General features: G+C 69.5%; 11 protein-coding genes and 2 pseudogenes. 7 read left to right on the forward strand and 6 right to left on the reverse strand.

Annotated elements, in window-relative coordinates:
• Positions 1-224: pseudogene (locus tag ACZ5D2_RS24125) on the reverse strand (hypothetical protein); the annotation flags it as partial.
• A 686-nt stretch (positions 225-910) separates the two neighbouring features.
• Here ACZ5D2_RS24125 and ACZ5D2_RS24130 point away from each other — a divergent pair.
• The 3 genes from ACZ5D2_RS24130 (at position 911) to ACZ5D2_RS24140 (ending at position 3,208) form a co-directional block, all read left to right on the forward strand.
• Positions 911-1,831, forward strand: coding sequence for a hypothetical protein (locus ACZ5D2_RS24130; RefSeq protein ID WP_468931858.1), 921 nt, complete (start codon positions 911-913; stop codon positions 1,829-1,831).
• A 205-nt stretch (positions 1,832-2,036) separates the two neighbouring features.
• The gene (locus ACZ5D2_RS24135) at positions 2,037-2,303 is read left to right on the forward strand and encodes a PLD nuclease N-terminal domain-containing protein (RefSeq protein ID WP_371675480.1); all 267 of its coding nucleotides are present in this window, start codon (positions 2,037-2,039) and stop codon (positions 2,301-2,303) included.
• A 497-nt stretch (positions 2,304-2,800) separates the two neighbouring features.
• Entirely contained in the window at positions 2,801-3,208 is a 408-nt protein-coding gene (locus ACZ5D2_RS24140; protein WP_468931860.1) for a transposase, read from the forward strand.
• Between the two features lie 341 nt (positions 3,209-3,549).
• Here ACZ5D2_RS24140 and ACZ5D2_RS24145 read toward each other — a convergent pair whose 3' ends face one another.
• The 4 genes and pseudogenes from ACZ5D2_RS24145 to ACZ5D2_RS24160 all read right to left on the reverse strand — a co-directional run bounded on the left by ACZ5D2_RS24145 (position 3,550) and on the right by ACZ5D2_RS24160 (position 6,045).
• The gene (locus tag ACZ5D2_RS24145; RefSeq protein WP_468931863.1) at positions 3,550-3,813 is read right to left on the reverse strand and encodes an ABC transporter permease subunit; all 264 of its coding nucleotides are present in this window, start codon (positions 3,811-3,813) and stop codon (positions 3,550-3,552) included.
• 76 nt (positions 3,814-3,889) lie between these two features.
• Positions 3,890-4,186: pseudogene (locus tag ACZ5D2_RS24150) on the reverse strand (DUF5994 family protein); the annotation flags it as partial.
• Between the two features lie 227 nt (positions 4,187-4,413).
• The gene (locus ACZ5D2_RS24155; protein ID WP_468931865.1) at positions 4,414-5,583 is read right to left on the reverse strand and encodes an acyl-CoA dehydrogenase family protein; all 1,170 of its coding nucleotides are present in this window, start codon (positions 5,581-5,583) and stop codon (positions 4,414-4,416) included.
• A 213-nt stretch (positions 5,584-5,796) separates the two neighbouring features.
• Positions 5,797-6,045, reverse strand: a complete 249-nt coding sequence (locus ACZ5D2_RS24160) for a hypothetical protein (protein WP_371675484.1) — start codon at positions 6,043-6,045, stop codon at positions 5,797-5,799.
• A gap of 1,362 nt (positions 6,046-7,407) precedes the next feature.
• On the opposite strand from ACZ5D2_RS24160, the gene ACZ5D2_RS24165 reads away from it, so the two are divergent.
• Positions 7,408-8,580, forward strand: coding sequence for a type III PLP-dependent enzyme (locus ACZ5D2_RS24165; RefSeq protein ID WP_468931979.1), 1,173 nt, complete (start codon positions 7,408-7,410; stop codon positions 8,578-8,580).
• A complete protein-coding gene (locus ACZ5D2_RS24170; RefSeq protein WP_371675485.1) occupies positions 8,577-9,134 on the forward strand; it encodes a GNAT family N-acetyltransferase in 558 nt (185 codons plus the stop codon). The genes ACZ5D2_RS24165 and ACZ5D2_RS24170 overlap by 4 nt, the downstream gene beginning before the upstream one ends.
• Before the next feature lie 905 nt (positions 9,135-10,039).
• Here the strand turns inward: ACZ5D2_RS24170 and ACZ5D2_RS24175 are convergent.
• Positions 10,040-11,380, reverse strand: coding sequence for a type I glutamate--ammonia ligase (locus tag ACZ5D2_RS24175; protein WP_468931870.1), 1,341 nt, complete (start codon positions 11,378-11,380; stop codon positions 10,040-10,042).
• Positions 11,381-12,170: 790 nt separating this feature from the next.
• Here ACZ5D2_RS24175 and ACZ5D2_RS24180 point away from each other — a divergent pair.
• Together ACZ5D2_RS24180 and ACZ5D2_RS24185 are read left to right on the forward strand one after the other, a co-directional pair.
• The gene (locus ACZ5D2_RS24180) at positions 12,171-12,479 is read left to right on the forward strand and encodes a DUF5132 domain-containing protein (RefSeq protein ID WP_371675487.1); all 309 of its coding nucleotides are present in this window, start codon (positions 12,171-12,173) and stop codon (positions 12,477-12,479) included.
• 261 nt (positions 12,480-12,740) lie between these two features.
• A complete protein-coding gene (locus ACZ5D2_RS24185; RefSeq protein ID WP_371675488.1) occupies positions 12,741-14,987 on the forward strand; it encodes an ATP-binding cassette domain-containing protein in 2,247 nt (748 codons plus the stop codon).
• Positions 14,988-15,005 lie beyond the last annotated feature (18 nt).

Here is a 15,005-nt window from a genome sequence, read left to right on the forward strand (position 1 = left end):
AGCACGATGTGACCGTCACCTCGCTTCAGGGTGATGCCCCGCTCCGCCAGGATCTTGTCGGCGTTCGGATAACCGAAGTCCTCGATCGCGTAACCAGGACCCTCGTCCGCGACGGAACCCATCGCCGAGGCGCCGACCGGTGCGCCCGTTCCGGCGACTCCGCCCGCGACCGCGAGCCACGCCAGGGCACCCGCCCCCAGAGCCGCGCCAACAGCGCTGAGCATCGTCTTCCGTGCCTTCATCACTGTCCTATCCGTCGGTTCGGGAGAGCCCCGAAGCAATGGGTCAAAGCGGAAGAGAAGGCCGCCGTACGGCGCGGATGGATGAACGCGTACATGAGTCCATCGCCCCGCGGAAGCCCCCCGCTCCCGGAATGAGCGTAACTGCACGTTCGGTTTTCGATAACCCCGGAAGAAGTCGGGGTTACGGACTCGGCGGCGGTAAGGGCGGCCGTCGAGAGCCCTCCATATGTAAACACTCGGCTTGAATTTTCGTCCAACGACATCGAAGTGACGTGCGCCACATCCGGGATTGCAGAGGCCTCGGAGCGTGGGGTTCCGAAAGTGTCATTCCGGAGCATCGGAATGCTTCATTCCGAAGCATCTGCATAAATTGTTTCGGAGTGCCGTATTCCAGGAATGCAGCCCGGCCGAATGATTCCCCAAGATGGGCATGGCGGCGCGAGTCCCGGGAGGCCGGACCCCAGCCATGCGGTGAAGCCGGTTCCGAGGCCCACGGGGAGCCCGCCCCGGTACGAGCACTCCCGGCCGGATCCTTCGAGCAGCCCGCCAGGCCGCTGACGACGACGGGGTCCCTGTCGGGCGGGGACCCCGTCAAAATCTCATGGCCGTCGCATCAGCAGCACATCAGGGTCCCGCACCAGCGCTTCAGTCGGCCCAACGTGGCGCTCATGGAACGAGGCTTCGCACAAGACACCCACTGGGCCGGTGAGCTGCGCTCGGCGATCGGGGTCGCGTTCCTCCTCTTCACTGTCCTGATCACCCTGGACGCGGGCCTGGGCGAGCTCGACGTGACCCGCGGCCTGCTCTGGACCGGCCTGGCCGGGCTGGTCTTCGTGATCCTGGTTCCGTCGCGGGTCTCGGTGCGTCCGGGGCTGCTGAGCAAGCGCGGAGTACTGGTGGAGGAAACAGTCCGTACCGACTCCCTGATCTCGGTCCGGTGGAACGACGGGGTGGCCCAGCGGATGGTCCTCCGCGACACGGAGGGAAGCCGGGTCGAGATCGACCCGACCGTCCTGATCCGGAACCCCGCGATGTGGCACCTCCTCGACATGGACGCCCGCACATCGATCCGGGGCGGCACCCTGCTGAGCGGCGCGGCCGCCCTGCGTGAACTGTCGGAGCGCATCGACGGCCGTGCGTGGGGAGCCCGCTCCGCTTCGTTACGCCGGTTCAGAGCGTACGCGGGCATCACCGAGCTGAAGGCCGCGCGGGCAAAGGGCTTGAAGTCGCCGGGCCGCGACCGGTCCCGCCCGGGCACCGCGTGGCAGGCGTCCACGACGAGGTACGTCAGCGGCATCGCCTGCCTGACCTTCGCCGGCGGGAAGATCTGCCACCTCGCGGCCGTGATCGACCTGCGCTCACGCCGCCTGGCCGGCTGGGCGATCACCGGCCGCACTGCGTACCTCGCAGGTCATCGACGCCCTGACGGCGGGCCGAGAGGCCCCGCGGCAGCCCCTCCGGGGCGATCATGCACACCGCCCACAGAACCCAGTGCACGAACGGGCGCTCGCAGAAGCCTGCCGCACGCAGGCTCCCCTCGCGCCGGGCCCGACGCGTCGTGCTGCAGGCCTGGCCCGCACGAAACCTGACCCACGCCGCCCGCCGTGTTTGAGATGCGGCTGCGGTCAAAGGCCGACGCATCAGCTTGAGCGCTCTGGGCCTACTGTCCGACCTCCGGATGATCGGATCGAGCGCAAAGTATGACGCATCGGGCATCTCGGTGCAGTCATGCTGGTGTCAGTTGAGGTTGCCCAACCGGCGAACTCTGAGGACCCCCAGCACGAGGAAACAATGATGAATCCGCAGCTTGCACACCAGATGACACTTGCCGCTACGGGCGAGAACGCGGTTGGAATCGCAGCCGTGGTCGTGGTCGTGGCCGTCGGTATCGCCTACGCGGTGTTGTTCATCGGGGCCCTGGTCAGCATCGCCAGGTCTGGTCTCACCGGAGCGATGAAGCTGGCCTGGGCCGCTTTCGCCGTCGTGGCCCCCTTCCTCGGGAGCGTGATCTGGTTCCTCATTGGCCGTCGCGACGCCCAACGCCAGCCGCGTACGGTCTGATCCCGGGTGATGAGCCTCGTCTCCTTGGCGAAGGCCGCGGGCTCTGCCCTCGGATCCTGGGCACTCGCATCACTTGGATCTTGAGTCCAGGAGAACGACGGTAGCCGCTGACCTGCGGGACCGTGGTGCAGGACGCGCCCGTCCTCGCGACCCGGTTGCCCTGGTCGAACAGGTCCTGAACGCCCCGGGTGGGCAAGGCCGCTTTCAGGTCGGTCACGTGGCGGCTCAGAAGCCGCATCTCAACCGCTCATGGAACGTGCAGGTCGAACAGGCTTCCCGCTGGGGTGATCTTCCCGTGGTGCGCGCATGAAGTCAGGGCCTCTCGGTAGCTCGGGGATGCGAATCCGACCGAGCAGTACCGGGAGGCCCTGCTGTCCTTGTTGTACGCGTCCGAGTCCATCCAGTTCGACTCGGCCGCACCATCGGTTGATTGCCTCGCGCACGTGTACGGCAACGCGGCCGACCATCCCGATCGGGTGCGCCGGTATCCGTCGGACATGACGGACGAGGAGTGGGCGGCCGTGCGGCCGTTGTTTCCGGTGCCGGCCTGGCTGCAGGGGCGGGGAGGGCAGCCCGAGGACTACTGCCACCGGCGGATGTTGGACGCGATCCGGTACCTGGTCGCGGGCGGGATTTCCTGGCGGGCGATGCCTGCGGACTTCCCCGCCTGGGGCCGGGTCTACGCCTTCTTCCGCCGCTGGCGCGAGCACGGGCTGAGCACCGAGTTCCACGACCGGCTGCGCGGGAAGGTCCGGATGCGCGAGGGCCGCGAGGCGGAGCCCACGGCAGGGATCACCGACGCGCAGTCGGGGCGGGCCGCAGCGACCGTGCCGGCCGCTTCACGCGGCTACACCGGCGGCCTCGTCGACTGGCCGGAGGCCGTCGCGGCACGTCCGGCAGCCTGAAATGAGGAGCCGGAAACGGAGGGCCGTCGTAGCCCTTCACCTCGCCCAATCGGGACCCGTTCATCCAGTCTTCCCGGGCCTGCGCGATATCGTCGTGTGACCGTCCGATCCAGTTCCAGAACCATTGGATCCTTCGGCATTGCCGCAGGTCAGAGCGTTACGAGTCCCTGGAAGTCAGCAAAAGTCAGCATCGGAGCACTCAACCACGGGTCTGACCAGGGGGATTTATTCCTTCCGGAACTGGATCGGCGTGGTTCCGCCGCCCCGCTTACCCGGCGACAGCCCATGGCTGCATTCGTGGCAGCCTGGGCGGATCTGGCCAGGCCCGGCAGCGTCGATGGTCACCAGGACGTCGCCACATAGTCGCGCCCATCCGCCACCAGCAGGCCCCGTTCGGGTGTGGGCGGGTCGGCGCCGTAGCCGAGGAAGCTCAGGCCGGAGACCGGGAGGATCCCGATGCCGAGTTCGAGTGCATGCGGGGAGAGCAGCGGGCCCTGGGCGTGCGGCAGGACGTGTCGGGCGAGGATCCGGCGGCTGACGCCCAGGGACCGGGCCGCCTCAACGAAGCCAGAGCGACAGGCTCGCAGCGTCTCGGCTCTCGTCACCCGGGCGAATGCAGGGGCAGGAGGCAGCTGTTTTGTCGACGCGCATCTCGCATACCGGCATGGAGGCGTCGTGCGGGGCCCGGTCGGCGGTGATGAGCACGCTTGCGGTCAGTGGCGTGCCGCCGTATTCGGATGCCGCCGCCATCAGACGTGCTGCTGCTTCCGGGCCGGTCTTGGGCGGGATCACCAGCAGGTCCCAGCGGCCGGTGCCGTAGGACGGCAGCAGAAGCTTGTGCGGGTCGATCTCCGGGGTGAACCAGCCGACCTTCACGACATGGCCGCTGACGGGCACCTTGTGCGGGATGACCGGCCAGTGCTCGGGGTTGACGGCGGCATGGGTGATGCGGCCCCACAGGGGGTCCAAGACATCAGTCTCCCGGGCGCTCTCGCGTGCGCCAGTGACGGATGTCGCGGAGCGGGCTGTTGCGACGCCGACGCTCACCGCGGCCACCAGGTCACCTTGGTCTCTGGGTCGTCAATGCCGGGTCCTGCTCAGCCGGTGCTTGTGACCCGGCCTGCGGCCGCTGACCCGGCGGTGACGGCCTCGTCCGTCCCTTCGCCGTTCGAGGTCGATCTTCCGATCAGTTTCAGAACCAAGTCTCAAGGAGCCAGGGTGAGGTCACCATGGTTGGACTTCGCGAGCGACCGCCCGATGACCATGCGCTGAATCTGGTTCGTGCCTTCGAAGATCTGAGTCAACTTGGCCTCACGCATGTACCGTTCGACCGGGAACTCGCGCGTGTAGCCGACCCCGCCGAGGACCTGAACCGCATCAGTGGTGACACGCATCGCGTTGTCGGTCGCGACGAGCTTCGCGACCGACGCCTCACGGCTGAAGGGCAGTCCCGCGTCCTTCAACCGGGCGGCATGGAGGGTCGCAGCACGCGCTGAAAACACCGCGGCCTCCATGTCGGCGAGCAGGAACGCGACTCCCTGGTGGTCGATGATGCGTGATCCGAACGTCTCCCGATCGCGTGCATAGGCGATCGCGTGGTCGAGAGCACCCTGGGCGAGACCGACCGCGACGGCCGCGATACCGAGACGGCCGGAATCCAGGCTCGCGAGAGCGATACGCAGGCCGCCGCCCTCGGCACCGATACGCCGCTCGACCGGGACACGGACGTCCCGGAGGACCATGGTCGCCGTCGTGGACCCGGTCAAGCCCATCTTCCGTTCGGGTACATCAGCGGTGAGGCCCTCGGTGCCAGCGGGGATCATGAAGCACGAGATGCCCGTGCGGTCCTCCGAGGTGCGGGCCATGACCTTGTAGTAGTCTGCGTGGCCACCGTGGGTCGTCCAGGCTTTCGCACCGTTCAGGACGTAGTGATCGCGGTCCAGACGGGCCCGGGTCCGCAGCGCGGCCGGGTCCGAGCCGGCGTGCGGCTCCGAGAGGCAGTAGGCACCCAGCAACTCGCCACCGAGCATCGCGGGCAGCCACTCCTGCTTCTGCTCCTCGGTGCCCGTCGTCGCCAGGCCGAAACACGACAGCACGTGCACGGAGACACCTACGCCGACCGAAGCCCACACGGACGCGATCTCTTCGACAACCTGCAGGTACACCTCGTAGGACAGGCCGCTGCCGCCGTACGCCTCGGAGTACGGCAAACCGAGCAGGCCGACGCGTCCGAGGAGCCTGAACACGTCACGAGGGAATGCCTCGTTCGCCTCATCGGCATCCGCTCGCGACGCGAGTTCATCGGCCGCCAGCTTCCGGACCAGCCTGATGAGGTCAAGGGATTCATCGTTCGGTAGCAGACGACGCGCGCTCATGGCACCTTCCAGCTGGCGGGGCGAAACATCGTTCGGAGACGTCTGCGGGCCAAGGCACGCAAGACGCTCTTCATGGACAGAGATCGAGACGCTCAGGGAAGGCCGGCCGCCGCGTGGGTCTCGGCGGTGGCGCGGGTGGTGTCCCTCAACCCGGACGGGATCATGTTCACGCCGGTGGCGTCACAGGTGAGCACCAGCAGCTCGGCGGCGTCGTTACGAGCTGCCGGGTACGTGCAGGTTCGGCGCCGGCGAGCGGTACGCGACCCGTGAGATGTCCACGCGTTCGACGGTGGTGGCCAACTGCCGCGCATGCCCACGCTCCGCGCGCGTGCGCGCCCGCCCGTCCGCGCCGTCACATCCCGGCGGCGCCGCGGCAGCACGAATATCGAGCCGGTCCTGCACCAGCACCCGCCCCGCGAACGTGACGTAGTCCTCGTGAAGGCATCGGCGGAGCTCGGACACTTAAGGCGCCACCAGGTCTTCTTCCTTGCGCGGTCAGGCAGATCAGCCCGTCCGACGAGGAGAAGACCGTCCTCTTGCCACACGTTCACCCGCTCGCCGCGACGGCCTTCTTCGAACGGTGTCGGATCACTTCCGTCCGGCGGGGCAGCACCTTCGGACCAAGCCCCTCCACCGCCTGCCGACAACACACCGGACCGGCATACCGGGCCTCCCGCACCCGGAGCAGCCGCAGCACCTCATCACAGCTCATCCGACCCACCTCTCGCGCCAGCTGATCAACCAGCTACCGCAACGAGACGGGCATCACGCCGGACACGGGCGACCCCGCTAACCTCACCCAACGGGGACACGCACCCGAGGTGAAGAACGTCCCCGGCCGGCCCGACACCGACAAGCTGGATACGGTCCGGCTGCCCAAGGTCGCCTGCGGCATTTGGCCAGTGCGGTGATCGAGTCGATCGAGCGTGCGGCGGGGACGGTCGCGTTCTGTGTGTACTCCGCAGTGCCGACGGCGAGGTGCTCAAGATGAGGAGTGGTGTCGCGGCGTGTGCACGGCCGATGGGCACGCCGGCTCGCTGACGTGCGCGTCGAAGGAGTCCCGGCGGGCGTCGAACTCGTGGTGCGCGGTCGAGATGGCTCAATCCGCCGTGTCCGGCGACGACGTTCGCCGAGCAGGTCGAGGGGCCGACGAGCCCGCAGCATCCGGTGGTATCTGATCGTCAAGGTCATGGAGGCTCACACCGACGCCGTTCGGGTGGTTCTGTATGCCGAGCGGTCACTCAAGGCGCGCTGCAACTGCCCGGCGGCACCTTGCGGGAGTGGGATCGGGGGACCCGTCAAGGGCCCTCTGCCTCCCCAGTGTCGGCAAACATGTTCGTGCAGTACGCGTTCGACACCTGGTTGGACCGGGCGTTCCCCACCGCCCAGTTCGAGCGCTGTACCGATGACGCGGTGGCGTGCTGCGTCAGTGAGCGGCAGGCCGGACAAGGGCTGGCCGCGCTGGGAGACAGGCGTGATCGTCGGCCTTTGCGTTGGTCAGCGCGAAGGTGGCAGGCCGCGCAGGGTGCAGAGCAGGTGCAGGTGCACGCCGCGGAAGTGCATAGAGTGCGGCGTGGAGGGAGTCCAGGTCAGGCGTCACAGCCGGCCTTTGGACTCCCTCGCTTCATCTCATGCGTGCCAGCAGGCCCTTGGCATCATTCATCCAGTCGGAGCGGGAGTTCACACGTGAGGCTTCAGACCACTGACGTGCGCCAGATCGCCGAACCGCGTCGGACGGCCGACCATGGCAGAACCGGCCACCGCGCCCCGACCGCGCAGGCCACTGTCCACGCATCCACCGCGCCCCTCCGCGACCACCCCGCCCTGCGCGCCGCGCTCGCCGCCGCCATCGAGGACACCATCATCTACGACCTGGACGGCATCGGTCGCCAGTACGCCGCCCTGTGCGCCGAACTGCCCGGCGTCGCCCTCCGGTTCGCGATGAAGGCCTGCCCGGTGGACGAGGTGCTCGGCCACCTCGCCCGGCTCGGCTCCGGCTTCGACGCGGCGAGCCCGCAGGAGATCGCCCAGGCGCTGCGCACCGGGGTGGCCCCCGGGCTGATCCACTACGGCAACACCGTCAAGTCCGACCGCAACATCGCCGAGGCCTACCGGCTGGGTGTACGCGACTACGCCACCGACTGCCTGGAGGACGTCGGCGCGATCGCCGAACACGCCCCCGGCTCGCGGGTGTTCTGCCGACTGGCGACCACCGGCGAGGGCGCGCTGTGGGGCCTCAGCCGCAAGTTCGGCTGCTCGCCCGAGGACGCCCTGCGGGTGCTCGGCGCCGCCCGGAGCGCCGGGCTGGTGCCCTCCGGCCTGTCGGTGCACGTCGGCTCCCAGCAGATGACCGCCGAGGCCTGGGTTGCGGCGGTCGACTCGCTGGCGGCGGTCATGGAGGCGCTCGGCCGGCGCGGCATCACCCCGGACCGCATCAACCTCGGCGGCGGACTGCCCGCCCTCGGCGTCCTCGACCGGCGCGGCCGGCCGTTGGAACCGCCGCTGGACAAGATGTTCGTGGTGATCCGCGAGGGCATGGAACGGCTGCGTGCCGTCAACGCCGCCCCGCTGGACTTCCTGCTGGAGCCCGGTCGCCACCTGGTCGCCGACCACGGAGCGATCCGCGCCCACGTCGCCCGGCTCTCTTCCCGACATCGGCTCGACGGCACCCGCGAGGACTGGCTCTACCTGAGCTGCGGCAAGTTCAACGGCCTGTACGAGATGGACCAGTTGCAATACCGCCTGGAGTTCCCCACCCATTCCGGCGGGCAGTTCGTCGACGCCATGGTGGCCGGCCCGACCTGCGACAGCGACGACGCGTACGCCCAGGAGGACGGCCTGGTACGGGTCCCGTGCGCGATCACCTCCGGCGACCCGGTGTGGGTCCACTCCTGCGGCGCGTACGCCGCCGCCTACGCCACCCGGGGGTTCAACGGCTTCGCGCCGCTGCCGTACACCTGCGTCGGAGGCCCGGCTCCGGACGGAGGAGACGCATGACCGACACCCGGCTCCGGCTGTTTCGGGAGGAGGACTGGGACGAGGTGGTCGCGCTGGAGGAACGCGCCTACGCCGCGAGCGGCCTGTCCGAAGGGCGGGAGGCGCTCCGCTCCCGACACCGCGCCTCGCCCTCGACCTGCTTCGTACTGGAGCACGCGGGTGGCTTCGGAGGCTATCTGCTCGCATTGCCTTACCCACTGTTCCGCTGCCCGGACCTGAGCCTGGCCGAGGAAGGCGCGGCACAGGAGAGCAACGGGGGAAGCAACCTGCACACCCACGACCTGGCGATCGTCGAGCGGGCGCGCGGCCGGGGCCTGGCCCGCCGGATGCAGCGGCATCTGGAGGAGACCGGGCGGGCGGCCCGCTACCGGACCCTTTCTCTGGTCGCCGTGCGCGGCTCCGAGGCGCTGTGGTCCCGGCTGGGCTACCGTGCCCGGCCCGAGATCGGGCTGCCCGCGAGCTACGGTACCGAGGCGGTCTACATGGCGAAGCCGCTGGAACCCGCTGATACCGGTTCGACTCTCGGATCCTCTCCCAGAGCCGAAGTGGGCTGATGCGGATGTCCTCCGTATCCGACGAGTTCCGCCGCTCTCAACCGGCCGTCAGGGCACTGCTCTTCGTCCACGGATTCCAGTACGCCACCTGGGTCTTTGGACACTTGCCGAGTCGTGAACGCGTTCGTCCTGCCCGGACAGGCCGGCCGCAGCAGCAGCAGCAGCACAGCTGATCAAAATGCCGGGGTAATCGCCGGTCTCGGCAGCAGTACCGCCGACGCCACCGCGACCATCCCCGGCGCCCTCGCCACCGTCGGCACTCCACCCGAGGCCACGGCTGTCTTTCGCCGAGGACCTGCTCGACCACCCTGCCGGGACGGTGAGACGTGGTACCTCAAAGGAGCTGACTCCCCTCTCGGTGGGGTCGGCACCACTACCCACGCCGGAAGTCCCACCGAACGCACGAGTCGTCGAGCGCTGACAAGCGGGCCTCGCCTCTCGCCACGCGCGACAAGCGTCCACACACCGAGGTGGCCGGCAGTCGCCTCGGGCAGGAACGTGGCGAGGGTCGTACGAAATGAACTTCGCCATGCGGAGCGGCCGTCGCTCACGCGGTCCGGAGCGTGGGCGCCACGTGTGGTGGGTGCGGGGCTGCCGCCGCAGAACGCCTGGTGTGTTGCCCGGTACCGGGGTCTGGTGCACACGTACGACGCCCCCAGCTCGCGCAGGTCCCCCGCGGCCTATGTCGGCAGGTGTGGCGCTCGACGGCAACGGCGCGTGGCCCGATCCCCTCACCTCGGATGACGCCGTGCCTGCGACCACTTCGCCACAGGCACAGGCACGGTCAAGGATCTGCTCCGCGCCATCCGGGGCCGCATCCTGCTGAGCCCCGTGAAGCTTGACGGCGACCAGCAGGCCTTTGACCAACTCATGGACCAGGAGCCGAGGAGCAGAGCCCGTGCTCGTCAGTAGCGCCAGCGGACGGCCTCGATGACGTCCGCATCCGTGTGCATCGCGAACAGCTCCGCCTCCGCCCGCCGGACGGCCAGCACGGCCTCGTACAACTCGGGACCGAGAGCCTGCCGCAGCAGTGCGGACTTCTCGTAGGCGTCGATCGCCTCCGGCAGGCTCGCCGGGAGGCGCTCGGCCGCGCCGAGGGAGGCGGGGTCGCTCGGGGTTTCGGGCGGGAGGGGCAGGCCGGCGTCCAGGCCGGCGAGTCCGGCGGCCAGCACGCCGCCGATCTCAAGGTACGGGTTGGCGGCGGCGTCGAAGCACTTGAACTCGGCATTGGCCTGCCCGGCGGCGGAGCCGGTGATCAGGCGCAGCGCCGCCTCACGGTTCTCCAGACCCCAGCAGCGGTAGGCCCCGGCAAAGCGGGAGGGGACCAGCCGCAGGTAGGAGGCGACGCTGGGCGCGCCGAGGGTGAGCAGGGCGGGAAGCTCGGCCAGTACGCCCGCGAAGAACTGCTCGGCGTCGGGGTGCAGCCCGTGGCGGCCGGGGCCGCCGTGCCCGAGGTTCCGGCCCTCTCGCCACAGGCTGAGATGCAGGTGGCCGCCGTTGCCGACCGAGCCCTCGGTGAAGACGGGCGCGTACGAGACCCGCAGGCCGTGCCGGGCGGAGACGGCCCGGATGGTGTGGCGCACCAGCATCGTGGTGTCGGCCGCCTCGACCGGCCCCTCGGCGGCGACCGAGACCTCGAACTGCCCGGCGGCGTACTCGGGGTGGAGCTGGAGTACGGCCAACCCCTGGGCGGTGAGGGCGCGCAGCACCTCCCGCAGGTAGTCGGAGTGCTCGATGAAACGGGTCATCCCGTACGCGGGCCCGACCGACGCGGGGGCCTCGCACGCGTCGGCCACCACCCACTCGACCTCGATCCCGGCCCGCACCGACAGCCCGCGCCGCTCGACGGCCTCGGTGACCTGGCCGGCGAATCGGCGCTGGCAGCCGGGGTGCGGGGTGCCGTCCTGGGTGTAGCGGTCGGCCGGGGCCCAGGCCCAGCCGGGCTGGGCGGCGAGCGGCGTGAGCCGGTCGAGGTCGGGGACGAGCCGCAGGTCGCCCACCGGGCCGGTACTCGAAGGCGCAGTGGTGATGGAGTCGTCGACCAGGGCGACGTCGAAGCAGGGTACGGCGCCGACGCCGTACTCGGCGGCGTGTTCGAGCTGGGCGAGCGGGACGGACTTCACCCGGGTCAGCCCGGCGTTGTCGACCCAGCCGAACACCACCCCGTCGATTCCGTCGGCGGCGAGCTGGGCTCCGGCCGCCCGGGCCTGGGCGGCCCGCTCAGCTCGGGGGTACGTGGTGGCCATGCCGATCATGCTGGCGTTCGCGGCAGCCGGTGCGCCAGTGGCCGGCCGGGAGTTCACTCGTCCGTGAACGGTCGGACCTGCGACGTGACTCAGGACGCGTGCGCGGGAAGTCTCTCCGGTCGCTGAGCTTTTCAGGGCGGGCTGGGTGAGGTGAGTCGGGGGGGCAGTGCGGTGGCGGTGAGGCAACCGCCGACAGGTGGGGCCGGAGGTGGATCCTGCGTAACGCGCGGCTGTGCGGTCGAGGCCGTCGGGTGTGTCGGAGGCAGTGTGGGTCATTGCTCTGCGCGTGAGTGACCGGACGGCGGCCTCGACGGGGTTCAGGCCGGGCGCGTACGGCGGCGGCCGGAACACGGTGAGTGCCGGGGCCGGGACGTGCGGGCCTTCCGCGAGGCGGTGCCGGGAGGAGTCGCGCTGGCTTCTCCCGCCCGGCGCCGGAGGGTGGCGCGCGAACTCGGAAGTCACCATGAAGCAGATCACCGGTAATGGGTAAATCAGAAAAGAATTTCGCTCGGTGAGTTCGCCTCTGCAATTCGTAGCGGTCAGAACAGGGATGGCACTCGCATGAGTGAAACCCGCCGAGACCGTTTGGCCTCGGCAGTCATGACTGGGCTACGGTGATCGACGAGCGGACGGTTTACCTCATCGACAAGGAATTCAACCCGGCGGGGAGTCCGGCACGGGATATCGAGGATTCCGGAAATGGGTGCTTCCGCCTTCCCCGCTGTGCGTGCTCCGGAGTGCGCAGTGCCCTGGGTCCTCTGTCATACATCTGCGTAGAAGTTGGAGCATCATGCCGCCCGTCGTTCCGCCGTTCCTGATCGGTCTCATCGTCGCGCCACTGGCCAAGCGTGTCCTCAAGCCACTGATGCGCGGTGTCGTCACGACGTCCGTCGGTCTTGTCATGGAGGTGAAGAAAGCGGCCCGAGAGGCCGGAGAGAACATCCACGACCTCGCGGTCGAGGTGGCTGCCGAGATGGTGGCGGCGCAGATCGCCTCCGGCGACGACCAACGGCCTGCCGAGGGTGCAGCCTCGAACGCCGAGAAGGACGAGGCCAGGACTCCGAAGATCCGCGCGACCGTCGGTGCCGCGAAGGCGTAGTGACGCCCTGATGCCCGCCCGCCGCCTGGGCGCGTCTTCCTGCCGACCTCGGAAGACGGGTCCTCGCGGCGGTCGGCCGTGGGCCTTCCGGCCGCGCCTCTTCCTCTCTCTCGGACTTTCCGCTCCGTCGCAGTGAATCCGTCGTGCGCCGAATTCCGTCGCGCCCGTTGACGGATTATCCGCGACCTCCGCAAACAGGTGATTGTACGCATGTCATCGCTACTGGGTGCCGCAGCCGGATTCCGGTCCGCGGAATGGGATGTGAACCCGCGCTCGGTCACTCCGGGCCGTCAGCGTTGGGACGTCAAGCTGGTGCTCGGACGGCCACGGACGGCCGAGTTCCTCGCCGCCGCGCTGCGCCGCATTCCCGGGATCACCGAGGCCCGGGCCAACCCGGTCACCGGTGGGGTGCTGGTCCGGCACGATGCACGGCTGCGCGCCACGGACGTCGGCCGGATCGTCCGCAAAGCCGTCACCCTGGTCGCGGAGGATCCGACCGGAGCGGGACGTCCGACACCGGTCCGACCCGTCGCCGCACCGGCCCCGCAGGCGGACCGCGGCCTGGTCGTGCGACCGGTGCTTGCCGTCGGCGGCGGGGTCGCGGCCGGGGTCGCGCTGATCAAGGGGTCGGCGCTGAGCAGGCAACTGGTGGCAGTGGGCGGGGTGGCCGCGTTGACCACGGCCGTCCTCCGGAAGGCCTGGCGCGGAACGGTCGACGCGCCCCAGGAAGCGGCCGGGCCCGGCGTCGAACGTCATCCCCTGCTGGAGATCGTCGGACCGCACCGACGCCGTCTCTACGGGGCCGTTGCCCTGTCCGTCGCCTGCCAGGTCTCGGAGATGGCGCTCGGTACCTTCCTCGGCTGGACCGGACTGGTCCTCATCAAGGGTGAGGCAGCTCCACTGGCTCGCCTCGGCCTGACCACCGCGTCCACCCAACTCTTCGGACTGGCTGGGCTGATGGCCGCCGCCTGTGCCGCCGTGGCGGGCCTCTCGTACGCCTCGAACCTCCAGTGGCGCCGACTCGGCCAGGACATCGAGCACGACTGGCGCAACCGGACGTACGCCCACGTGCAGCACCTCGAACTACGGCACCTGGAAGGCGAGCGGACCACCCGGATCGCCGGCGCGCTCACCGACGACGTCCGTCAGCTGGGCACCTTCTTCGCCACCTCGGCGGGCGACCTGCTGCACCTCGGCACCAGCCTGGCCCTCCTGGTGCCACTGTTCCTGCTGCTGGCGCCACAGATCGCCTGGATCGCGTTCCTGCCCATCCCGGTCATCGCCTGGCTGTCGTTCCACTACCAGGACAAGGTCGCGGCCGACTACGCAGTCTCCGGCGAGCACCGGGCCAAGCTGCACAGCCAGCTGGTGAACACGCTGGACGCCGGTGCCACCGTCAAGAGCTTCTGCACCGAGGATTACGAGGCCGAGCGCATCGACCGGCTGAGCGGGGAGGTCCAGGACAGCAGCCAGCGGACCGACCGGAGCACGATCCGCCACGCCGAGATCGTACGGGTCTGCACGACCAGTTCGATGGCCGGAACCCTGCTGATCGGCGGCCGGTCGGTACTCAACGGCAGCCTGCCGTTCGAGGTGTTCAGCCCGCTCATCGGGCTGCCCCAGATGGTGTTGCTGCGGATGAACCGGCTCGGCGGCATCGTCGACCAGTACCAGCGCACGCTTGTCGCCTACGACCGGGTCCGGCGGCTGCAAGTCCTCCCCCGCGAGGCCGACGGCGACGGCGGAGCGCTCGACGCCCGCAAGGTGCGCGGCGAGATCGTCCTCGACGACGTGACCTTCGCCTATCCCGACCGGCCGCCGGTGCTGGAGGGGCTCTCGCTGGCCATTCCCGCCGGGCAGGTCACCGCTCTCGTCGGTTGCACCGGCTCCGGCAAGACGACCGTCGCCAAGCTGCTGATGCGCTTCCTGGAAACGGAGTCGGGCAGCGTGCTGCTCGACGGGCGGAATGTCCGCGACCTGCCGAGGCAGGATCTGCGCCACGCGATCGGGTTCGTCGCGCAGGACCCTTTCCTCTTCGACGGCACCATCGCCGACAACATCCGCTACGGCAGCTTCGGCGCCTCGGACGAGGCCGTGGTCGAGGCGGCCAGGATGGCCGAGGCCCACACCTTCGTCGCGACGCTGCCGGACGGCTACGACACGGTGATCGGCGAACGCGGCGCAGCCCTCTCGGGCGGCCAGCGGCAGCGGATCGCGCTGGCGCGCGCGATCCTCAAGGACGCGCCGGTGGTGATCCTCGACGAAGCCACCTCCGCCGTGGACAACGAGACCGAGGCCGCCATCCAGCGCACGCTCCGTGTCTTCGCGGCCGACCGGACGATGGTGATCATCGCCCACCGGCTCTCCACGGTCCGCCACGCCGACCGGATCTACGTCATGGACACGGGCGGCGTCGTGGCCGAGCAGGGCACCCACGATGAACTCCTCGCCCTGCACGGACTCTACGCATCCCTCTGGCAGCTCCAGGCCGGAGAGCTCGTCGCCTGACCCCACCAGCCGTACCGC

The organism is Streptomyces sp. NPDC031479 (genome assembly GCF_055581065.1).

What these genes read in the sequence shown, in the direction of transcription:
- ACZ5D2_RS24130 (WP_468931858.1), top strand. Translation starts at nt 911, where the DNA reads ATGGAACGAGGCTTCGCACAAGACACCCACTGGGCCGGTGAGCTGCGC.
- ACZ5D2_RS24135 (WP_371675480.1), top strand. Translation starts at nt 2,037, where the DNA reads ATGAATCCGCAGCTTGCACACCAGATGACACTTGCCGCTACGGGCGAG.
- ACZ5D2_RS24140 (WP_468931860.1), top strand. Translation starts at nt 2,801, where the DNA reads ATGACGGACGAGGAGTGGGCGGCCGTGCGGCCGTTGTTTCCGGTGCCG.
- ACZ5D2_RS24155 (WP_468931865.1), bottom strand. Translation starts at nt 5,583, where the DNA reads ATGAGCGCGCGTCGTCTGCTACCGAACGATGAATCCCTTGACCTCATC.
- ACZ5D2_RS24170 (WP_371675485.1), top strand. Translation starts at nt 8,577, where the DNA reads ATGACCGACACCCGGCTCCGGCTGTTTCGGGAGGAGGACTGGGACGAG.
- ACZ5D2_RS24175 (WP_468931870.1), bottom strand. Translation starts at nt 11,380, where the DNA reads ATGGCCACCACGTACCCCCGAGCTGAGCGGGCCGCCCAGGCCCGGGCG.
- ACZ5D2_RS24180 (WP_371675487.1), top strand. Translation starts at nt 12,171, where the DNA reads ATGCCGCCCGTCGTTCCGCCGTTCCTGATCGGTCTCATCGTCGCGCCA.